Source organism: Christensenella timonensis (assembly GCF_900087015.1).
Classification (GTDB): Bacteria; Bacillota; Clostridia; order Christensenellales; family Christensenellaceae; genus Christensenella; species Christensenella timonensis.
Genome location: NZ_FLKP01000002.1, coordinates 679,764 through 702,012, shown reverse-complemented (window position 1 = coordinate 702,012; position 22,249 = coordinate 679,764). Strand labels below are relative to the sequence as shown.

General features: G+C 51.6%; 21 protein-coding genes. 6 read left to right on the top strand and 15 right to left on the bottom strand.

From position 1 onward, the window contains the following. Positions 1-15: 15 nt before the first annotated feature. From mmsA to BN6471_RS04795, 11 genes are all read right to left on the bottom strand, one after another. A complete protein-coding gene (mmsA, locus tag BN6471_RS04845; RefSeq protein ID WP_066646072.1) occupies positions 16-1,536 on the bottom strand; it encodes a multiple monosaccharide ABC transporter ATP-binding protein in 1,521 nt (506 codons plus the stop codon). Positions 1,537-1,638: 102 nt separating this feature from the next. After that, positions 1,639-2,808: a substrate-binding domain-containing protein gene (locus BN6471_RS04840; RefSeq protein WP_066646070.1), complete on the bottom strand. Its 1,170-nt coding sequence runs from the start codon at positions 2,806-2,808 to the stop codon at positions 1,639-1,641. 55 nt (positions 2,809-2,863) lie between these two features. After that, positions 2,864-3,700, bottom strand: coding sequence for a sugar phosphate isomerase/epimerase family protein (locus BN6471_RS04835; protein ID WP_066646068.1), 837 nt, complete (start codon positions 3,698-3,700; stop codon positions 2,864-2,866). A 58-nt stretch (positions 3,701-3,758) separates the two neighbouring features. Continuing rightward, positions 3,759-4,934 carry a scyllo-inosose 3-dehydrogenase gene (iolM, locus tag BN6471_RS04830; protein ID WP_066646066.1) on the bottom strand — a complete coding sequence of 392 codons (1,176 nt, stop codon included), beginning with the start codon at positions 4,932-4,934 and terminating at the stop codon, positions 3,759-3,761. Between the two features lie 34 nt (positions 4,935-4,968). Then, positions 4,969-5,427 (bottom strand): VOC family protein, encoded by a 459-nt coding sequence (locus BN6471_RS04825; RefSeq protein WP_066646064.1) that lies wholly within the window; start codon positions 5,425-5,427, stop codon positions 4,969-4,971. A gap of 23 nt (positions 5,428-5,450) precedes the next feature. After that, a complete protein-coding gene (locus BN6471_RS04820; RefSeq protein ID WP_066646062.1) occupies positions 5,451-6,227 on the bottom strand; it encodes an SDR family NAD(P)-dependent oxidoreductase in 777 nt (258 codons plus the stop codon). 149 nt (positions 6,228-6,376) lie between these two features. After that, positions 6,377-7,432, bottom strand: coding sequence for a sugar ABC transporter substrate-binding protein (locus BN6471_RS04815; protein ID WP_066646060.1), 1,056 nt, complete (start codon positions 7,430-7,432; stop codon positions 6,377-6,379). A gap of 94 nt (positions 7,433-7,526) precedes the next feature. Further along, a complete protein-coding gene (locus tag BN6471_RS04810; protein WP_066646058.1) occupies positions 7,527-8,501 on the bottom strand; it encodes an ABC transporter permease in 975 nt (324 codons plus the stop codon). Between the two features lies 1 nt (position 8,502). Continuing rightward, the gene (locus tag BN6471_RS04805; protein WP_066646056.1) at positions 8,503-10,005 is read right to left on the bottom strand and encodes a sugar ABC transporter ATP-binding protein; all 1,503 of its coding nucleotides are present in this window, start codon (positions 10,003-10,005) and stop codon (positions 8,503-8,505) included. Between the two features lie 250 nt (positions 10,006-10,255). After that, positions 10,256-11,311, bottom strand: coding sequence for a zinc-dependent alcohol dehydrogenase (locus BN6471_RS04800; RefSeq protein WP_066649777.1), 1,056 nt, complete (start codon positions 11,309-11,311; stop codon positions 10,256-10,258). A gap of 641 nt (positions 11,312-11,952) precedes the next feature. After that, on the bottom strand, positions 11,953-12,978 hold the full coding sequence (locus BN6471_RS04795; protein WP_066646054.1) for a LacI family DNA-binding transcriptional regulator: 1,026 nt from the start codon (positions 12,976-12,978) through the stop codon (positions 11,953-11,955). A gap of 286 nt (positions 12,979-13,264) precedes the next feature. Between BN6471_RS04795 and BN6471_RS04790 the strand changes: the two genes are divergently transcribed. The 6 genes from BN6471_RS04790 (at position 13,265) to BN6471_RS04765 (ending at position 19,128) form a co-directional block, all read left to right on the top strand. After that, positions 13,265-14,458, top strand: a complete 1,194-nt coding sequence (locus tag BN6471_RS04790) for an acetyl-CoA C-acetyltransferase (RefSeq protein WP_066646051.1) — start codon at positions 13,265-13,267, stop codon at positions 14,456-14,458. Beyond that, complete coding sequence (locus BN6471_RS04785) at positions 14,455-15,234, top strand: enoyl-CoA hydratase/isomerase family protein (protein WP_066646045.1); 780 nt, start codon at positions 14,455-14,457, stop codon at positions 15,232-15,234. Before BN6471_RS04790 ends, BN6471_RS04785 begins: the two co-directional genes overlap by 4 nt. An 11-nt stretch (positions 15,235-15,245) precedes the next feature. Next, entirely contained in the window at positions 15,246-16,088 is an 843-nt protein-coding gene (locus BN6471_RS04780) for a 3-hydroxyacyl-CoA dehydrogenase family protein (protein WP_066646043.1), read from the top strand. A gap of 57 nt (positions 16,089-16,145) precedes the next feature. Continuing rightward, a complete protein-coding gene (gene iolN / locus BN6471_RS04775) occupies positions 16,146-17,252 on the top strand; it encodes a 3-dehydro-scyllo-inosose hydrolase (RefSeq protein ID WP_082903341.1) in 1,107 nt (368 codons plus the stop codon). Between the two features lie 99 nt (positions 17,253-17,351). After that, positions 17,352-18,179, top strand: coding sequence for a transketolase (locus BN6471_RS04770; RefSeq protein WP_066646039.1), 828 nt, complete (start codon positions 17,352-17,354; stop codon positions 18,177-18,179). A gap of 4 nt (positions 18,180-18,183) precedes the next feature. Beyond that, a complete protein-coding gene (locus BN6471_RS04765) occupies positions 18,184-19,128 on the top strand; it encodes a transketolase family protein (RefSeq protein ID WP_066646037.1) in 945 nt (314 codons plus the stop codon). Between the two features lie 84 nt (positions 19,129-19,212). Here BN6471_RS04765 and BN6471_RS04760 read toward each other — a convergent pair whose 3' ends face one another. From BN6471_RS04760 to BN6471_RS04745, 4 genes are read right to left on the bottom strand one after another with little or no spacing between them, the layout of a single operon-like run. Then, complete coding sequence (locus BN6471_RS04760) at positions 19,213-19,683, bottom strand: hypothetical protein (RefSeq protein WP_066646036.1); 471 nt, start codon at positions 19,681-19,683, stop codon at positions 19,213-19,215. A 13-nt stretch (positions 19,684-19,696) separates the two neighbouring features. After that, a complete protein-coding gene (locus BN6471_RS04755; protein WP_066646035.1) occupies positions 19,697-20,632 on the bottom strand; it encodes an alpha/beta fold hydrolase in 936 nt (311 codons plus the stop codon). 24 nt (positions 20,633-20,656) lie between these two features. Beyond that, entirely contained in the window at positions 20,657-21,001 is a 345-nt protein-coding gene (locus BN6471_RS04750) for a DUF1667 domain-containing protein (RefSeq protein ID WP_066646034.1), read from the bottom strand. Further along, the gene (locus tag BN6471_RS04745; protein ID WP_066646033.1) at positions 20,998-22,248 is read right to left on the bottom strand and encodes an NAD(P)/FAD-dependent oxidoreductase; all 1,251 of its coding nucleotides are present in this window, start codon (positions 22,246-22,248) and stop codon (positions 20,998-21,000) included. The genes BN6471_RS04750 and BN6471_RS04745 overlap by 4 nt, the downstream gene beginning before the upstream one ends. Position 22,249: the final 1 nt, after the last annotated feature.

Below are 22,249 nucleotides of genomic sequence, written 5' to 3'. Positions count from 1 at the left end.
TTTTCAGAAATATTTTTAGTGAATGATCAGCTTCATGATCTTTTCCTGCTGCATTTCGCCGCGATTGAGCTCCCCTTTGATCTCGCCTTCGCTCATCACGTACAGCCTGTCGCAAATCCCAAGCAATTCGGCCATTTCGGACGAGATCACCACGATCCCTTTCCCGGCCTCCGCCAGCGCGTTGATGATCGAATACACCTCATACTTTGCGCCCACATCGATGCCGCGCGTCGGTTCATCCAATATCAATACCTTGGGGTCGGAAAAGATCCATTTGCCCAATATCACTTTTTGCTGGTTTCCGCCGCTTAAGTTGCCCACGGTCTCCATCACATTGGGGGTCTTGATTTTCAGGGATCGCCTCTGGTTTTCCGCGATATCATACTCATGGTATTGGTCTATGATTCCTTTTTTGGATACTTTTGATAAAGATGCAAGGGATATATTGTCCTTGATACTGTCGATCAAAACCAGCCCGTATTGTTTCCGGTCTTCGGTGACATAGGCAAGGCCCTGCCCGATCGCCTTTTCAGGTGTCGAAACGTCCACCTTCCTCCCGTCTATAAAAACATCACCCGTGATATGGGCGCCATAGCTTTGTCCAAAGAGGCTCATCGCGAATTCTGTCCGCCCCGCCCCCATCAATCCGGCAATGCCCACGACCTCGCCTTTCCTGACTTTGATATTGATATCATCGCTCACTTTCCTTTCCACGTGAAGCGGATGGTACATCGTCCAGTTCTTTACTTCCAGAAGCGTATTCCCGATCTGGCTGTTACGCCTAGGAAAACGATCCGTCAGCTCCCGCCCGACCATGCTTTTGATGATCTGATCTTCCGAAACCTCCCCTGCGGCACAGTCGATCGTTTCGATGGTCGCACCATCCCGGATCACCGTAATGGAATCAGCGACCTTTGTTACCTCATTCAGCTTATGCGAGATCATTACACAGGTAATACCGCGCTTCCGGAATTCCATCAGCAGCTCCAAAAGCTTGTTGCTCTCTTCGTCATTCAAAGCCGCCGTGGGTTCATCCAGGATCAGCAGTTCCACTTTTTTGGACAGCGCTTTGGCGATTTCCGTCAGTTGCTGCTTTCCCACCCCGATATTCGTGATCAGGGTACGCGGCGACTCATTCAGGTCTACTTCCTTCAGCAGCTCCTGTGTACGCAGGATCGTCTCATCCCCGTTGATGATGCCGCTTTTGGCGATCTCATTGCCTAAAAAAATGTTTTCCGCAATGGATAAATAGGGGATCAGCGCCAGTTCCTGATGGATGATTACGATGCCGAGCTCTTCGCTGTCCTTTATATTTTTGAATTGGACCGTCTTTCCTTTGTAGGTGATATCCCCCGTATACGTACCATACGGATAGACGCCGCTCAAGACATTCATCAGCGTAGATTTCCCAGCGCCGTTTTCCCCGCACAACGCATGGATCTCGCCTCTTTTCACTTTCAAATTTACATTGTCGAGCGCTTTTACACCCGGGAACGTCTTTGTTATATTGTGCATTTCTAAAATATATTCCGACATATTTTTTCTCCAAATTCATCTGTTTTAACAGGAAATCCATCCAATATAACCATATATATGCAGGTCTGGGCCTTTCGGCCCAAACCTGCATAACGTTCAAAGTCAGCCATAGATGTCTTCTTTTGTCCAATAACCGCTGTCCTCGATCATGACTTTGTCCAGGTTGCTCTTGTCAAACGGGATGGGGTCAAGCAGCACGGTCGGTACTTCAAACGCCCCGTTATCGTAGAATTTGGAAGCGTCCAGTTCAACCGTTTCACCTTTCAGCGAGGCTGCCGTCAGGTCGATTGCCTGCTTTGCGAGCGCCCGCGTATCTTTGAACAGCGACATCGATAAGGTTCCGTTCGCGACCGCCTGTACGATCGCCAGCTCGCCGTCCTGTGCTGTGATGATAGGCATGGGTTTTTCATCCGTCCCATATCCCAAAGCCTGCAACGAGGCGATGCATCCAAGGCTCATGCCGCCGTAAGTGCTGAAGATCGCATCCAGCTTATCGCTGGTATAAAACCCACTCATGATATTGTCCATGCGGTTCTGCGCTTCCCCCGTCGCCCAGCCTTTCGTTGCCGTTTGTTCCAGCGTGGTCTGTCCGCTCTTTACCACCAACTGGCCGTTGTCGATATACGGCTGTAAAATGTTCATGCCGCCTTCCAACGTCATTTTGGCGTTGTTGTCCGCAATATCGCCCGTGAATATTTCAAGGTTGAACGGCCCTTGGTTCGTTTCGAGATCGAGTGCATCCACGATGTACTGACCGCACACTTCGCCTACTTTAATGTTATCGAACGTCACATAGTAATCCACATCTTCCGTCCCCTGAATCAGGCGGTCATAAGAGATGACCGTAACGCCGGCTTTTTTCGCCTTACCCAGAACCTCCGTCAGCGCTTCCGCGTTCACCGGGCATATGATCAGGGCTTTGTACCCCTTTGTGACCATATTCTCAATCTGCATGACCTGCGTTTCGATCGCGTCGTCCGCAAATTGTACTTCTGTCTCCAGTCCGATGGCTTTTGCAGCCTCTTCCATCGATTTTGCATCGTCCGCCCACCTGGCCACGACCACAGAAGGCATCAATATGCCGATCTTGCCGGAGACCGTCCCCGTACCGCCTTCCGATGCGTCCGCAGCAGGGGCCGATTCCCCGGTCGCCGAAGCTGATGCTTCCTGCGAAGCCGCGCTTTCCGACGCTGTCGAATCGTTTCCGCATCCTGCCAGAAGCATAGATACCGTCATCAGGACTACCAATACCAGAACAATTGACTTTTTCATATTTCCTCCTTTTTTCGCTTCACGCGAACATGTTTTTACGAATAAATTGATATTTTTATTCGTATAACACCCTTTTTAAATATTCCAAATCCCTTTCGATCAGTGCAAACTGGTCTTTGCCCTGATCCCGAAGCGGTTTAACATAGTAATAATTTTCCAGGATAATCCAGCCCGCATAGTCCTTTTTTTTCAGGAAGCGGATCGTTGACTTGAAATCCGAATCGCCCGTTCCCAGCAGCGCACCGCTCAAAACGCCGCCCATCCGGTCTCGTCCGATGCAATCCTTGACGTGGAGCTGGTCGCCTATATAAGGGTAAAGTTCTTCTATGGTGTCGCTCTGGCTGTATCCCTTAAAAAAATAGTAATTTTGCGAATCGTAAAACGTTTTCAGGTTCGGCTGTCCAACCGCCTTCATCAGTGCGATCTGCCTATCGGCGCGCAGCGTCGTTTCACTGTAAATGGTGATGCCGCTTTTCCTCGCTTTTTGGCATAATTCCATCAATACGGCAGCTGCGTTTTCAAATGTACGCTCGTCCACGATTTCGTTTTTCCAGAATTGCGGGATCATAATCGTATCGAGTTTCATGGCTTCGGCGGTCAAAAGTGCCAGCTCTAAAGATTCCACGGCAATTTTATAGTCTTTCGACGTTTTATCTCCCACAAACCCGTGGTTCCCAAGATCATTGAGTACGATCGACGGAAACACGATCCCGTATTCCTGCGCATCCTCCAGATAGTCCTTCTGTATCTTAGGCTGCGCCATATAATAGCCCTCTTCATACGATCCCAGCTCGATCTGCAATCCGTCCAATCCCGCTTCAGCGGCATACTTTACGGCATATATCCCTTTCCCCGGCAAGCTCCATTGCGTGATCCCAAATTTCAGTTCCATGGTTCCCCCTCCGTCATGCACATCCTCTTCATTCCCTTATGCCCGTCTGCCTCCCCGGTCAATAATTCTGGCTTACCAGGATTTTTCCGTGCACGCCCGATTTGGCATCCTCGATAGCCTCTGCCGTAAGATCCAAATGGTATCGTCCGGTAATGATCTTGCGCATGTCGATATTCCCTTGCTCCATCATCCGCAGCACCGACGGGATGATCGCATTGCCGGCCGTGCCCAGCGAACCCGTAAAGGCACATCCCTTGATCAAAAACGGGGTCAGGTCAATCTGGGAAAGCCCGCCCCGCATCCCCAGCTGCACGACATTGGCGCCGATCGACATCAACTGTACGATGTCAGGATAAGTCCGATCCGGGTTTCCGGCGGCTTCCACGATCATTTTGCACCCGATCCCCGCCGTGTCCTCCATAACAGCGTCCGCAGCACTGCTTCCCTGCTTCGCCAGTTCCACAGGGTTATAGGTAAAGTCTGCGCCTACCTTTTTTGCCAGTTCCAATTTTTCATTGACCGTATCAAAGGCAAATACTTTGGCCGCACCGGCAGCACGCGCCAGCGCGATGGCCGCCAGTCCGATCGGGCCGGAGCCGAACACTGCCACATGGCTGCCCGGCGTAACGCCTTTCCCGTTGATCATCATGCCGTTGTACGCTACCCCGGTCGGTTCAGACAATGCGCCCGCTTCCATGGCCGCCTGTTTGTTGCCCAGCAGTTCCGCGATCCCATTGATATTGCAGCAATATTTTTCCGGGACGACCGCATATTCGCTGAAGGCGCCGTCAGCCGACAATCCTATTTCCTCCAGTTCATAGCAGTTATTGAATTTTCCGATCCTGCAGGAAGGGCATTTTCCACACCAGCGGATTTGTTCCGCCGCGATGAGGTCTCCTACGCGGTAATCTTTCACATCTTTGCCCACCTCGACGACCTCGCCTGCAAATTCGTGTCCCATGATCACAGGCAGGCGCAGGTGTCCGGAAAATTTCGTATAGCCTTCGTCGTCCATTTCCGCCGCATGCATATCGCTTCCGCAAACCCCGCACGCCCCTACGCGGATCAGGACTTCATCGTCCCTTATCTGCGGGTCTTCCCGCGTTACGATCCCTGCCCGCAGGTTTTTCCAGACAAGGTTGCCCCTTGCCGCCCGATGATCGCGCTTTTCCCGTTCATTCAGGCAATATCCCTCTTTGGGGCTCCATTCTCCCTCCAGAACATAACATTTCATAGCATGCTTTCCTTTCTCTTTTTGCGTCTGTTGTTCATACGCTAAGCTGGACAAGTTCGCAGCATATCCCATCGGGATCGCGCATATAGACCCACTTCCATACCAGCTTCCCATCCCTGATACAGTCATTGACTTCAGAATGGAAGACGATGCCCCGCGCTTTTAGTTTGGCATACATCTCATCGAGGTTGTCGACATTGAATGCAAGATGTGCCGAACCCGCGGCAGACGGGTTCCCATGATACGGCGTTCGGGTCGGCGGCGTCAGGTACTGTAAAAATTCAATTTCCAGCCCTCCGATTTTTACCATCGCAACCTTGAGCGCCGCATAAGGTTCCGCATCCTTGCCCATGACACAGGTGCCCAGCTCCGGCCCCTCGTCCACCGTTTCCGTTAAAAGCTCGCCGCCCAGCATATCCACATAAAACGCAAGGGTTCGTTCCATATCCATTACCGTAAAGCTTGCATGACCTATTCCGATTATTTTTGCCATTTCCTTCCCTCCTGTTCTGTCTGTCAACCCATGATTTTCCCGCCGGCCATCAGGATATTGTTTCCATCGATGTACGCCGAACGGTCATCAAATAAGAAAGCCACGATCTCGCCGATCTCTTCCGGCTCGGCAAGCCTGCCCAGCGGGATGGTCGCCTGCATTTCCTCATAGAACTCATCCACCGACTTTCCTTCCGCAGCACCACGTTGTTCAAAAGAGCCGCGCAGCAGTCCCGTGTTGATATGTCCCGGTGCGATGGACAGGCAGCTGATATTGTATTGTCCCAGTTCCAGTGCCATCACGCGCATCATCATCGCGATCGCCGCCTTCGACATGCAATACGTGCCGTTGGTCGCTTCTTCTTTAAAGGCCGAAATGGATGATGTGCTGATGATCCTGCCGCTCCTGTTAGGGATCATCGTCTTGGCAACTTCCGTCGCGACGATGAAGGAGCCCTTCGTATTGATGTCCATCGTGAAATCGTATTCTTCGTCAGAACAGTCCACCAACGGGCATGAGCGTACGACCCCCGCGTTATTAAACAATCCGTCGATCTTTCCAAATTTAGCGATACCCGCCTCTACTGCCTTTTTTACCGTCTCGCGTTTCCGGACGTCGGCGCTCAATGCGATCGCTTCGCCTCCTTCGTTTATGATCTCCTGCGCGCATGCGCGCACCCCATCTTCCTTCATATCAACAGCGATCACCTTCGCGCCATACCCGGCGCAGATCTTGGCAGTTGCTTTGCCAATCCCGCCTGCTGCACCCGTTACCATAATCACTTTCCCGTTTAACCTCATTGCGCTTACCTTCTTTCATTCATTGTTTGGGGTACTGTCTTCCCGCCTCCTGTGGTTGGAATCGCGAGACGGGAAACAGCCCCCCTATTACTTTACTTTGTATGTGGTTTGGAACGTTTATTTTCCTGTATATTTTTTCGCTTTTGTGCTTACATAAATGGCGTTAAGTATTCCAGATATTCATCCACCTTATCTTTCGTAATCGTTTTTGTACCGGTATCTACATCCATCTCGATCTCGTTGCCCTGTAACGCGTCGTATGCGGCCTGCATCGACAGCATGCCCATCGCCGGGCCATCTTGGGCCACGTCCGCCTCAATCTTGCCTTCCTGCACCAGCTGCAGGCTCTCCGGAATACCGTCGAAGCTGACGACCTTGATCTGGTCTGCCAATCCCGCTTCTTCAATCGCCCTTGCCGCGCCGATCCCCATGCCGTCGCTGATAGCATAGATCAATTGGATGTCAGGATTTGCGGTGATCATGTTCTGTGTGGCCGTATAACCTTTCTCCACGTCAAAATCAGCCGTCTGCTCCGAAACGATATCCACCACGTCGCCGGCAGCATCCTTGAATCCCTGTGTCCGTGTCAGTGTGGCATCGTGCCCTTCGATCCCTAACAGGATGCCCGTTTTTGTACCTTTTTCAAAATTTTCAGCAACATAAGCCCCTGCTTTTTTTCCACCTTCATAGTTGTCCGAACCATAATGCGGCACCGCTTCCAGCCCGTTTTCTTCCAGTTGTTCCGCGTTGAGCTTTGCATCCATGTTGATGAGCACAACCCCCGCATCCTGGCACTTCTTGATCGCGGTCAGCAGTCCTTCCGTAGCGCTCGGGCTGATCAGGATCGCATCGTAGCCGTTTGCGATCATTGTCTCGATATATTGCAGCTGGTCCTCCGCATCCACGTGCTCGGTGCTGCCCTGGATCGTCGCTTCCATCCCCAGCTCTTCCGCCTTTGCCTTGGCGGCATTGGACATCATGACCTGGAAATTATCGTTGAGCGTCATCGGGATGATGCCAACTTTGAAGTTTCCCTCTTTTTTCTCTCCACTATCTCCCGTATTTTCTGCGCTGCTCGCTGCCGCGCCGCCATCTTCGGCCGCCGCACTGCCCGACGCACCCTGTTGGGACGGAACGGAGCAGGCAGTAACCGCAAATAGCAATACCAGTACGATCGCAAAAAACATCACAACTCTTTTTTTCATCTTCTTTTCCTTTCACCTTTCTTTTTTTATTAAAGCCTTGCGGGATAAAAGCAAGCCTCCCGCACAGCAATAAATCGGTCGCTGTTACACGTCCTTATTCCGCCTTACGTTCCTTGGACTTGTCCAAAAATACGCAAATGATGATGATGGCGCCGATCGCGATCTGCTGGAAATACGTTGAAACGTCCAAAATCTGCAACCCGGCTTTTAGCACCCCCATGATCAGCGCGCCGAACAAGGTATTGATGAGCTTGCCCTGGCCGCCCGACAAGGATATCCCGCCGATGACAGCCGCTGCGATCGCGTCCAGTTCATATCCGTTTCCTGCCGTCGTGGAAGCATAGCTCAGGCGCGACAGCAAAAGGATACCGCCAATGGCGGAAAACAAACCCGCGATAATATAAGTGAACGCTTCCATGCCGTTGGTGTTGACGCCGGACAGGCGCGCCGCGTTGCGGTTACCGCCAATGGCATAGATATAACGTCCTGCACGCGTCTTGCTCATGACAAAGACCATCACCACGTACAGGATCGCCACATATACAATAAAGATCGGGATACCGGCGATTGTCGTATTTGCGATATCGCTCAATTCCATCGGGAAGCCGGATACGGGCTTGCCGCCCGATATAGCCAGTGTCATCCCGGAAGCGATGCCCTGCATCCCCAGTGTCATGATGAACGGCGGGACTTTACCATAGCTGATGCCCAGCCCGGAGATCAGGCCGAATCCGCAGCCGCACAACAGGCCCAGTATGCATGCCATCGGGATACTCATACCGTTTTTGATCATCAGGGCGCTCGCCATGCCGATCAGTCCTACTACCGCGCCCGTCGATAGGTCGATCCCCCCTGTCAAAATGACGAGCGAGGCGCCGATCGCCACGATCGCAATGATGGACGATTGTACTAGGATGTTTGAAATATTGTTCCAGGTCAGGAAGTTCTTCCCGTTCATCTGGCAAACGACTGCAAAAACGACGATCAGTGCGAGCAGCCCGATATAAATGGTCAAACTCGATAATTTGATTTTTTTCCTTTTCAAACTATTGTTTTCCGCTGTATTCATTTCATTTATCCTCCGTCAATGCACAATCCATAATATCTTTTTGCGTTAATAATTCATTGTTTTCCAATATCCCGCCGATCTTTCCCTCTCTCATAATCACGATTTTGTCGCACATCTTCATGACCTCTACAAGGTCGGAAGATATCATGATAATCGAAGCGCCGGCTTTGACGATTTGAAGCATGATGTCATAAATTTCGCTCCGGGCCCCTACGTCGATCCCGCGGGTGGGTTCGTCGAAAATGTAGACATCGGCGTCCCTGCCCAGCCATTTCGCAATCACGACTTTCTGCTGGTTACCCCCCGAAAGGTTCTTACATTCCTGCTCATGGGAATAGGTTTTGATTCTCAGCTTCCGGATATAGTCTTTGGCGAAATGGATCAATGACTTTTTGTTTACGAGGCGCTTCCCAAATTTATTGAGGTTCGGGAGACCGATGTTATCGGCAACGGAATGCATCAGCACCAAGCCCTCGTCTTTCCTGTCCTCGCTCAAATATACGACGCCCTGTTCGATCGCATCCTTTATATTGCCCGCTTTCAATTCACGTGTCCCGTTCTGCACCGTGATCTTGCCCGCGTCCTTTTTGCAGGCCCCCATGATACACTTCGCTACCTCGGTTCGCCCCGAACCGACAAGACCTGCAAAACCCAGTATCTGTCCCTTTTTCAGGGTGAAATTGATATCCTGCAAAAAATCTTTATAGCACAGGTTTTCTACCCTGAGCGCATCGTAACGATTATCGACATAAGGATTGTCCACCTTGGTAAACTCCACATGCCGCCCGACCATCATCGTCGTCAGGTCGTCAACGTTGGTCTCCGACAAAGTCAGCGTTTTGATTGCCTGGCCGTCGCGCATGACCGTGCACCTGTCGCCGATCTCAAACAGCTCCTGCATACGGTGCGATATATAAATAATGCCAATCCCTTTTTTCTTCAGGTTGTTTACGATTTCAAACAGCCTTTCCGTCTCCGTATCCGTGATCGCGGCCGTTGGTTCGTCCAGTACCAGTACCTTGACGTTGGCCGATATCGCTTTTGCGATCTCTACCATCTGCTTTTGTGCGACACTAAGATCCCCCACCAACATTTTTGGGCTGACATCAAGGCCGATCATATCCATATATTTTTGGGCATCCTTGATCGCCTTTGCGGTATCGATCACGACCCCTTTTGTAAATTCCTTGCCCAGATAAATATTTTCGTAGATCGATACGAACGGGTTCAGGTTGAATTCCTGGTAGATCACCCCAATCCCCTGTTCCAGCGCTTCTTTGGGGTCGTTTGCTACCAGTTCCTTTCCGTCCAGCAGGATCGTCCCCGATTCTTTACGGTATGCACTGGACAATATCTTGATCAAAGTAGATTTTCCCGCTCCGTTTTCTCCCAGCAAAACGTGTACTTCGCCCGGTCTCACCTGCAGGTTGACATTTTCCAGCACCTGTACCCCAAAAAAGCTTTTAGAAATATTTTTCATTTCCAAAATATACTTTTCCGTCATTATCATCCCTCCTTTATGCGATTTACATGCTGCGTATATCCGGTTATTGCGTAAAACAAAAAACCGGCACAGATCGGTCTATTGCATTGGTATCGTTTTTATTGACTCTTAAAATTATGGAAAGTTCAGAGAAACTGTAGTGATAATACTTTTATCGGTGCAACCCTTTCGCCCTGGCTTGTTTTTGGGTATCGTGCCGGTCGGCACTTGGGCGAAAAGGCTGCACCGCAACTATGATCGGTTTTAAGGTTCAGTCGAATGTCAGCATCACTTTAAATGCCTCTTCCGGATGGTTCATGGCAAGATCCATCGCTTCATTCAATTGCTCAAACGGAATATGGTGCGTATTCAGCGCTGCAAAATCATATTGATCCTTGATCGCGTTCATAAAGCGGATTGTTCTTTGCGCCCAGTCCTTTGTACCGCCGGAGCCTTTAATCTTCAACGTGCTCCATATCGTCTTGCCGATCTCCACCGGGATCTTATGTCCGATCGAATGTCCCACTAGGTTTACGCGGCAGCTGTGCCCTGCGATATCAAAGATCGAAGCGATCGCCGCATCATTTCCGCTGCATTCCACCAGTACGGAAGGCCCGCGGCCGTCTGTCGCCTCGTTCAGCTTTTCCCTATAATCGGAAGCTGTCGAATCCAGCACGATATCCGCACCATATTTCTTGGCCCATTCGCGCCTGATCGGGTTCGGATCCGCCACGATCGTCTTGGCACCCGACGTCTTGCTTACCATTGCCGCAGAGACCCCCACCGGCCCCGCCCCCAAAATCAGGCAGGTATCGGATGCATCAATGTAACCGCCATTGCCCCATATACCGAAATAACCGATCGAGAAGGTTTCCACCCAGGCGCCCATTTCCTCCGGCCAATCCGCAGGGATAGCATGCGCATACTGTTCCTCGATAATCAGGTATGTCCCCATTCCCCCGGGCGAATCCGGACGGAAGCCCGCTTCGCGCATATTCAGGCATGCGGAAGGCATCAGTCCTTCCTTGCAATTTGCGCAAACACCGCAGGCCATAACGCAGTCCCCCGTAACCTTGTCTCCTACCTTTAAGCCCCGGACGTCTTTGCCGGCTTCTACGATCGTTCCTCCCCATTCGTGTCCTGGTGTATAAGGGGCAATATCATAACGTCCTTCAGCCGATTTTCCTTCATAACAATGCACATCCGAACCGCAGATCCCGCATGCGCCTACTTTGACCAGAATCTGGTTTGCCTTTATCTCAGGCAGCTCCACATCTTCGATTCTCAAGTCAAACGGTTTGTGCATAAATGCTATCCTTGCTTTCATTTTCCCTTCTCCTTTTTCCATCATGTTATTTTTTAAAGATTTCGATCCCCGGGGGCCTCCGTATACGGCCCTTCCGGAAACGACTCTTTTAAATTGTTTCCACGGTATTCCTAACAGCGGCAGCCAAATCGGCCACAGGCATTAACGCCTTCCCTGAAAGATTGTGTGTACGTTATTGTTCGCCAGAAGCGCACAAAAAAACCGCCTGTAAAGGCGGCCCGGGTCAAGGCTTTTGCTCCAATATCATGCGATCGAAAACGTACACATTTCCGTGCATTCGGTCTGTTCCGGCATCTATCCGATTTTTTATTGCAACTTGTTACATTTCGTTTTATATAAAAACGCTTTCCCGTAAAAACGAATTTTTTATGCGTCTTTTTTCTTTTATTCAAATGATTTTTGTGCTGAATTTCTATTCTGGATTTCCTTGTTTGTAGCTTAATACTACATCGCAAAAAACCTGTTGTCAATAGTTTTATGAAAAATATTGTAAATTATGTCATTGCTATGTAAATTTACATTTTATAGAAAGTTCCCACCTGTTTATACCTGCAAAAAGCGACTCTCCGCTGTCTGTATGCAACAAAAAATGCAACAAACATGCCCTGCATTTTGTCTTTTTGTTTTTTGTTCCCGTACGCTTATATTTTCCTGCAGGTATCCCCCGCGACCAGCGTGATATCCGTCAGCACCTCACGCGGCGGCGGCGTCTCAGACGAATTGACGATCAGCCGGAACATCGTTTCCGCGATCAGCTTCGTATCCTGCCTGATGGAAGTGATCATTGGATAAAACGTATCCAGGTCTATACCGTTGTAGCCGCATACTGAGAATTCTTCCGGGATTTTGACCCCCAGCGCATTTGCGCGCATAATGAACCCCCGCGCGCACAAATCGTTTGCTGCAATAACGGCCGTCGGCGCATCCGGCATGGAATAAAAATAATCAAAAGCTTCCATCCCGTTCTCCACAAAAAAGCCACCCTCTTTGATATAATGCGGCGGTATCTCGAGCTCGTGTCCCTTCATGCTGCTGACAAAGCTTTCGTAACGCTCGCAGGCAGACAATACGCTCAAATTACCCGTAATATAGCCTATTTTTCGATGATTCAGCTTATATAGGTAATCTACCAGCAGCGACATCCCTTTTCTATGGTCGGAACGCACCATATAATAATCACCGTCCTGAAAGCCGCTTCTGTCAAACAACACGATCGGGATCGATGTCGTCGTATTCTTGTTGTTTCCCAAAACGATATCGTCCCTCGTCGATCCGGCTGTATAAACGATCCCCAAAGTACGGATGCTTTTACAATAGTTATAATATTTTGTCTCGCGCTCATAGCTGTTCTCCGCGTCACAGATAATCAGCATATAATTGTTTTCAAATGCGATGCGGTTCAAATGCTGTATGATGCTGATATACAATGGGTTTGACATATCATATATAAAGATCGCAATCGAATTGGATACTCCTGCGAACAGGTCCTTGGCGGCCTGGTTCGGAACGTAATCATACTTTTTGATGACATCCATAACCTTTTCACGCGTGCGCGCCGATGTGACCTCCGGCATATTGAGCACCCTGGAAACCGTTGCAATGGAAACGCCTGCAATATCCGCGATCTCCCGTATACCCATGTACTTCTTTTTTTTTCCCCGCTGCATAATATATCCTTCCTGGCCGAACGCTTCCTATAAGCAAGTAACTTGTTGCCATTAGTATATCACCATAAATCACATAATAAAAGTGCTTTCTTAAGGGAGTTTTACAATTTCTGTATTTTTCTTATTCTTCATTATGAAAAACATGAAAAAAATTAAATTTATTATTGACTTTTTAAAATCATCCGCTTATTATAAGGGTAAAGCGATTAGAAACAAGTTACATATTTTACACTTTTATCACGCATTCCTGTTTCAAATATCCACGGATACACTGGAGGATACATAAATGTCAAAAGAAATTGTGATTGCCGGAGCTGTCAGGACTGCTATCGGTAAATATGGCGGAACCCTTTCCACAGTTCCCGCGGCCCAATTGGGTAGCATCGTGATACAAGAAGCCCTCTCCCGCAGCCACGTCCCTCCGGGCGAGGTCGACGAAATCTATATGGGCTGCGTCCTGCAGGCGGGCCAAGGGCAAAACGTCGCCCGGCAATCCGCTGTGTCAGGCGGTATCCCGTACGGCGTTCCTGCCCTTACCCTCAATAACGTATGCGGTTCCGGGCTAAAAAGCGTCAACCTGGCAGCAGCAATGATCGCTGCCGGAGAAGCTGATATCATCGTTGCGGGTGGTATGGAAAATATGTCCCAGTCTCCCTACGCGCTTCCGCAGGCACGTTTTGGTTACCGCATGAACGACGGGGTATGCATGGATACGATGGTAACCGATGCCTTAAGCGATGCTTTCGGGCATTACCATATGGGGATCACCGCCGAAAATGTCGCCCGCGAATATGGGATCACCCGTCTCATGCAGGACGAATTCGCGGCGCAAAGCCAGAGCAAATGCGCTGCAGCCCGTACCCAGCACAGGTTCGATGCAGAGATCGTCTCTGTCCCTGTCACAAACAAGAAAGGTGCGTTTTTATTCGCGGAAGATGAATTCCCACGCGACGGTGTCAGCGCGGAAAAACTCGCAGGCTTAAAAGCCGCCTTCCGGAAAGGAGGTACAGTGACCGCTGGGAACGCGTCCGGTATCAATGACGGTGCAGCCGCCGTGGTCGTCATGAGTTCGGAAAAGGCCCATGCCCTTGGCGTTGAACCCATGGCACGTTTCGTCTGTGGCGCTTCTGCGGGGGTAGATCCCGCCCTGATGGGGATAGGCCCCGCCTACAGTACCAAGAAGGCGCTTCAAAAAGCCGGGCTTACCCTTGACGATATGGATCTGATCGAGGCCAACGAAGCATTTGCCGCGCAGTCGCTTGCCGTCGGCAGGATACTTGGCTGGAACGACGCGCTCGTCAATGTGAACGGCGGCGCCATCGCGCTCGGACATCCCGTCGGTGCGTCCGGCTGCAGGATACTCGTTACCTTGCTGCATGAAATGCAGCGGAGGAACGCAGGTTACGGCCTTGCTACCTTATGTGTGGGCGGCGGCATGGGGGTCACTACGATCGTCGAAAACAACAGGAAAAACAGATGAAATATATCAAATATGAAATCAAAGAGAACGGGATTGCCCTGGTTACCATATCGCGCGCACAAGTGCTGAATGTGCTAAACGAGGAAGTCCTGGACGAATTGGATGACGTCTTTTACAAGATCGCTTCCTCCGGCCTCCGGGTCGCCATCCTGACCGGCGAGGGGAAAAAGGCTTTTGCCGCCGGTGCAGATATTAGGGGGATGCTTTCGTTTTCAAGGGAACAAAGCCTTGCCTTCAGCCAAAAAGGCAACGCTGTTTTCCGCAGAATCGAGCAGCTGGATGTCCCTGTCATTGCCGCAATACACGGTTTTGCGCTGGGCGGCGGATGCGAGCTTGCCTTATGCTGCGATATCCGGCTGGCTGCACAAAATGCCGTGTTTGCCCAGCCTGAAACCAGCCTGGGCATTATCCCGGGTTATGGCGGTACCCAGCGGCTTACACGCATCGTCGGGGTCGGCAATGCCAAAGAAATGGTCTACACCGGCCGAAAGGTCGATGCTGCAGAAGCTAAAGAAATGGGGCTTGTCAACCATGTGTATTCAAGCGAAGAGCTCATGCCGCAGGCTTTGGGGCTTGCACGCAAAATCGCCCAAAATGCGCCCATCGCAGTGCGCGCCGCTAAGGAAGCGATCGTCTGCGGTCTGGATATGGACATCACCGACGGCATCAGCCTCGAGGCCCAACTTTTCAGTACATGCTTTGAAACGGCGGATCAGCAGAACGCCATGTCCGCATTTATCCACAAAAAAGAATGTCCGGTATTCCAAAACAAATAGGAGGTGTTTTTATGGAGATTGGTGTAATTGGCGCCGGGACAATGGGTGCGGGAATCGCGCAGACTTTCGCCGCCTCTCCCAATGAAAACCAGATCATTTTGGGCGATATCAGCAGCGAACTTGCGCAAAAAGGAAAAGAGAAGATCCAGAAGGCCCTGCTCAAAATGGTTGCCCGTTCCAAAATGACGCAGGCACAGGCTGACAAAGCGAGCGCTTCCATTTGCACCGGTACGATCAAAGATATGGCGGATTGCAACCTGGTCATCGAGGCAGCGGTCGAAGAGATGGAAATCAAAAAAAACCTGTTCGGCCAGCTCGATAAAATTTGCAGGCCGGATGCCGTATTTGCCACCAATACCTCTTCCCTTTCCATTACGCAGATCGCCCAAGGGTTACAGCACGATATCGTGGGAATGCACTTTTTTAATCCTGCCCCTGTCATGAAACTCGTGGAGGTCATCGCAGGGATCAATACAAAGCCAAGGGCGGTGGAATTTGTCCGCCGTACCGCTGCCGGGATCGGTAAAACCCCCATCCTCGTACAGGAGGGGGCGGGGTTTGTGGTCAACCGGATCCTGATCCCCCTCGTCAACGAAGCGGTCGGTATTTTAGCAGAGGGAATGGCCTGCGCGGAAGATATCGATACCGCCATGCGTTTGGGCGCCAACCATCCCATGGGGCCCCTGGCCCTGGGTGATCTGATCGGCCTTGATGTGTGCCTGGCCATCATGGAAGTATTGCAGCAGGAAACGGGCGACAGCAAATACCGCCCCCATCCGTTGCTGAAAAAAATGGTGCGCGGCGGTCTGCTCGGCCGGAAAACAGGCAGGGGATTTTTCTGTTACACAAATTAAATTTTCAGATAATGTACTTTACCAAAACAAATCATTTAATCCAAGGAGGAAATGGAAATGGAACAGCAATGGTTCACCACAGAACGGCCGGATGTGATCTTTGAGAACACAACGACAGGTCGGCTCAAAAAACAGGTATGGGAAGCGACGGACGAGCAAATCGACCAAATATTGGAAGAATACGGTATCCCGTCCGCGCCGGAACTGGGAAAGGCGGGCACATATATCCAGAATACGCCGCGGTATAAAACGATCGAGAAGCGTAAAAAGAACGATGTGATCTTGATCCCCATTGGCTGTACGGAAAACCACGGTATCCACAATCCGTCAGGACTCGATACCTTTATGGTAACGCAGATCTGCGAGGGCGTGCGGCGCTATACCGCCAAACAGGGCCGCGAGGTCGGTATGACTTTTACTCCTTTGAACTTTGGCGGGCACCCCTATCACCATATCGGTATGCCGGGCACGGTGATCATGCCGGAAGAAGTTGTACGCGAGACCCTGATCTATACGATGCTTGGGCTGTGGGACGACGGCTACCGTAAAATGATCCTTGTCAACAATCACGGGCACCTGTGGATGCTGGAATCGGCGGTGCAGGAATTTTTCAAGAGATACCAGTTGCCTGCGTTCGTCACGATTTTGGAATGGCACAGGGCCGTACGGGAATTTTTCTATCCGTCGGACAAGGAGCACGGCTGGTCGACACACTTCATCCATGCTGACGAAGCGGAAACGGCAGTCGCCAACCTCCTGTTCCCGGAGATGGTGGATATGTCGGTATGCGTGGATGCGCAGCCAAAGAGTTTTATGCTGCAAGGGCACTACGACACGTCGGTGGATTCGTTTGGCCGTCCGCACCGCTGGAGCGAAGCGGAAGGGCACAACTGGATCGAACGGTTCGGCACACCCGAAGGGGTAGTGGGCAAGCCGTCGCTGGGGACACCCGATAAGGCGAAGCGCCCAATCGCAGCGATCCTGAAATATATCACGCTGATGATCGACGAAATACTGGAAGCCTTCCCTCCGGGACAGGTTCCGCCGTGCGATAAGTTCAGTTACCACAAGCAGGAAGACATCGACGCCTGCTTAAAAGAGCCGCTTTCGGAGGGCTGGAAATCTGTACATGAGCTCCCCAAGATCGGTATCTTTGAAAAATAAAGCACGTCATGGTATAGGGGGGTGGATGTATCCGCCCCCTAACACGCCCCGGCCTTTGCCGCCGCGTAACCGAATCAGATTCCAGGGAGGTTTATAAACATGGACAAAATGCAGGTCAGTCAATTCAATAACATTTGCCGCAGGGTACGCTATCTGATCATGGAGGAAATCGGCCGGCTGGGCGTAGGCCATTTGGGGGGCAGCATGTCCGTCGTGGAAGCCCTCGTCGTATTATATGAAAAGCAGATGAATATTGATCCGGCCCATCCCAAAATGGAGGGGCGCGACAGGCTGGTTCTTTCCAAGGGCCATGCGGGGCCGGCGCTCTATGCAGTCCTCGCCAACAAAGGTTTTTTCGATATCCAGTGGCTGGAAACATTGAACCAGCCGAAAACGCTGCTCCCCAGCCATGCAGACATGAACCGTACGCCCGGTGTCGATATGACCGCCGGTTCCTTAGGGCAGGGTTTTTCCTGTGCCGTAGGGATCGCCATCGGTTCCCAACTGAAAAAGGATCGTGCGACGATCTATACGATCATCGGCGACGGCGAAACGGACGAGGGCATCATCTGGGAAGCTGCCATGTATGCCGCGCACAAAAAACTCAATCGCCTGATCGCCTTTACCGATTACAATAAAATGCAGCTTGACGGGGAAATTTCAGAGGTCAACGGCCTGTCCCCGCTGGCTGATAAGTGGCGGTCTTTTGGTTGGGATGTGTACGAAGTGGACGGCCATGACGTCGCGGCCATCGATGCCGCCGTTGAACTTGCCAAATGCAGCACAGAGAAACCGTCGATGATCCTTCTGCATACCCTGAAAGGAAAAGGCGTATCCTTTTTGGAGAAAAAATGGAAAAATAACCACAATGTTGCCATCAGCAAAGAAGAACTCGCCATCGCGCTTGATGAGTTAAAGGAGGTATAACGCTATGTATGAAAAAAAGGAAATGCGGATGGTCATGTCAGACTTCCTCGCACAAAAGATGTCGGAGGATACACGTTATATCACGATCGACGCAGATCTCGCACGCGCCAGCGGGACGTTGGCTTTGCAGGAGAAATTTCCCGAGCGTGCGCTTGATGTCGGCATTGCCGAATCCAACATGGCCTGTATCGCCGCCGGGCTTTCAAGCTATGGCTTCAAACCGTTCATTTTTTCCTTCTGTCCCTTTGTGACGCGCAGGATATGCGACCAAGTCGCAGTTTCGATCGCCTATGCAAAGCAGGATGTAAAGATCATCGGCACTGACCCGGGTATTTGCGCGGAATTGAACGGCGGTACGCACATGAGCGTGGAAGACGTCGGCGTTATGCGCTCGATCCCCTCTATGGTCATCTTCGAGCCGGTGGATGCAGATCAGCTTGCAAAAGCGCTTCCCCAAATCTTTGCGTACGAGGGCCCGCTCTACCTGCGTTTGTTCCGCAAGGCTGCCCCACAGACATTTTTTGCGGACGACGGGTACCAATTTGATTTATTCAAAGCGGACATGCTGCGCGAAGGCAGCGACGTTACTTTATTTGCCAGCGGCATCGAAGTCAAGGAAGCGATGCAGGCGGCAGATATCCTGAAACAAGAAGGTATTGCGGCAGAGGTGATCAACGTCCATACCATCAAACCGCTCGATGAGGAGACGGTTTTGCAGTCTGTACGGAAAACAAAATGTGCCGTTTCCTGTGAAAATCACAACGTAAAGGGCGGTCTCGGCAGCTCGATCGCCGAAGCCCTCTCCCGGGCGTTTCCCGTTCCCATGGAATATATCGGTCTCCAAGACCATTTCAGTGAAGTCGGAAAAATGCCTTATCTGCTGGAAGCCTTCCAAATGGGCGCAGAACACATTGCAGCTGCCGCCCGGAAAGCCGTTTCCCGGAAATAGGGATTCACTTTCCTTTGATACGAACGCAAAAAACAGGCACGTTTGTATGCACGTTGCCTGTTTTTGCGTTATTTTGTTTTCCCTTTACCCCAGCGCGCCCATCACCGCTGCAAACGGCTTGACGATATCCTGCAAAGCGGAAATACTTTCCCCAAGAGCGTCAAAAGGTATCCCTGCGATCCCCTTGATCGTATCATTCAGCGCCCCAAAATCGAGCGCGTTGATCTGCGCGATCGTTTCGTCCAAGTCCTGCGTCGCCGTTTCGGTAAGCTGCGTTACCGCCTGCAGCATGGCCGGCAGGTCCTTCGTCGCGCTTTGGAGCGTTGCGTTCATGGCAAAAAGGCCTGCTGCAAACACGATTACAAACACGATCAATATCACCGTATGCGCCCGAGAAGACCGCAGCGCTTTTTTGTTGTGCTCCCGCTGCTCCACCAAAAGGGCTTCCATCCCTTCCATGCGCCGCATAAATGCTTTTCGCCAGTCCTCCGGCGGCATATCGTCATACGCCGCGCCCTGCCCTTCTTCCTGCTTTCTGATTTCCTGCTCGCCCATCCCTTTTTCCCTTTCACAAAACCCGCGCGGAGATAAAGGAAAAGATATCCTGCTTCACCTCGTCGCGGTTGATTTCATTCAATATCTCGTGCCGCGCCCCCGGATAAAGCTTCATCGTCGCATCCCCCATGCCCGCCTGCTTCATCCAGCCATATACCTCGCGTACGCCGTCCCCGTAGTTCCCCACCGGGTCCATCTCCCCGGAAACGAGCAAATACGGCTTTTCTTTGGGCAGCCGCTGCGCCCATTGCACGCCGGACACCTCGTCCAGCAAATTCGCGAAATCATACGCCGCCCGGTCTGTGAACAAAAACATACACAGCGGGTCGGCCAAATATTCCTCCACGCGCTGCCTGTCACGCGTGATCCAGTCCTTTTCACTCCTCACATCCTCATACCGGTCGTTATACTTGGAAAACGCCAAGTGGTCGAGCAGCTTCGCCGGTTTTTTCGCCCGTCCGAAAATCATGCCCACGCGTGCCAAAAAGCGAATAACGCCCGTCAAATTGTTCGCCCCCGACGTCCCCATAAACACTGCGCAATCCGCCTCTTCACCAAACTTTGTCATGTAGCTGCGCGCGACCATACTGCCCATACTGTGCCCGATCAGCACAAGCGGCAAGCCTGGGTATTCCTCTTTCATCATGGTAGTCAGGGTATGCACATCTTTAACCACGAGCTTTTCTCCGTCTTTTTCTGCAAAATATCCGAAATAAGCCGGCTCGTTCATGGCCTTCGTCCTGCCGTGCCCCAGATGGTCGTTTCCGAAAACGGCCGCGCCTTGCGCGCATAAAAAATCCGCAAATTCTTCATACCGCTCGATATATTCGCACATCCCGTGGCAAATCTGCACCAGAAAACGGGGACTGCACTTTTCGTCCTGCCAGCAGCACGCATATACCTTGCTTTTTCCGTCCGCCGAAGCAAACTCAAGTTCCTTCTTTTTCACGCCGATCCCCCCTTTACACGTGTTTCATATACGGCACGCGCTTTTTGTCGCAATAAAATCAACGCCCGTGCCCAGGATATCCCCTAAAACGACGTCCCCGCATTCAACGGGAGCCGCGACCTCCACATCGTTTAATAACTTCACCGCGCGCATCATCACCCGCTTTTCAATGGGCGCGCTCGTTTTCACCGGCAAACGCGGCAAGTCGGAGCCTGTAAGCCGCACCGTGGAAGTCACCATACGCACAGGCGTACGCATTTCCTTTGTGACATATTCGATCCCGCGCTCACATCCCGCGCCGCGTATCCCATCTTCATCGGCTACGATGCGGCATCCCTTTGGGCATACGATACAGGTAAACTCTTTCATTCCGCCGCCTCCAGCTCTAAGCATATTTCATTCCCGTCCAACAATTTTTTGGGAATACGCACCTTTTCCATCTCACCCGGCACGGCATAGTCCCGCTTAAAGCGCGCGATACGTCCATGCGCGCCGCTTATTGTAACCTGTATGTTCTGGTATACGTCATCCACCCGGAAAAACAGCTCCAAAAACGAATCGACGCCATCCATGCGCGCCCGCTGCGGCAGTACATAGGTAAGCCCCTTTCCGGCATAGATATCAAACGCCTTATCCCCGGCGTTTCCCTTGCCCATTGCATGAAGAGCGGCAGCCTTGCCCGCCCTGATACTTTCCATGGTCACAAAATCCACGAGGTCATGCACCTGCGCCACGTTCCCGCACGCAAATATCCCCGGGCAGGAAGTCTCCATATTCTCATAAACGATAGGCCCTTTTGTGCGCCCGTCCATTTCAATACCCGCTTCCTTGGAAAGCTCGTTTTCGGGGATCAGCCCCACCGAAAGCAGGATCGTATCACATTCGATCTCCTTTTGCGTTCCCGGGATCGGTTTCCTGTCCTTATCCACACGCGAAATAACCGCGCTCCTGACCCTGTGCTTACCGCGCACCTCCGTGATCGTACTCGACAGGTAAAGCGGGATGTCAAAGTCATCCAAACACTGCACGATGTTTCGCTTGAGTCCGGCGGAATAGGGCATGAGCTCCACACAGGCCATAACCTCCGCCCCTTCCAGCACCATACGCCGTGCCATAATGAGCCCAATATCCCCGGAACCTAGGATCAGCACCTTTTTGCCGACCATACAGCCTTCCATGTTGACATAGCGCTGCGCTGTGCCTGCGGTAAAGATACCCGCCGGACGCGTGCCCGGGATGCCGAGCGAGCCGCGCGGACGTTCCCTGCATCCCATCGCTAGGATCACCGCCCCCGCCTCAATGTCGATCCCGCCGTCATACGGGTTCACCGCACGGATGCGCTTCTGCCCGTTAAGGGAAAGCACCATCGTATCGAGCTTCAATTCGATGTCCGTTTCCCCAAGCTGCCGGACAAACCGCTCCGCATACTCCGGCCCGGTCAGCTCCTCCTTAAAATAATGCAGGCCAAAGCCATTGTGGATACACTGGTTTAAAATCCCGCCCGCTTCAAAATCCCGCTCCAAAACGATCACTTTTTCCGCGCCGTTTCTCCTTGCTTCGATCGCTGCCGCCAGTCCTGCCGGCCCTGCCCCGATCACTGCCACATCATATTTCATA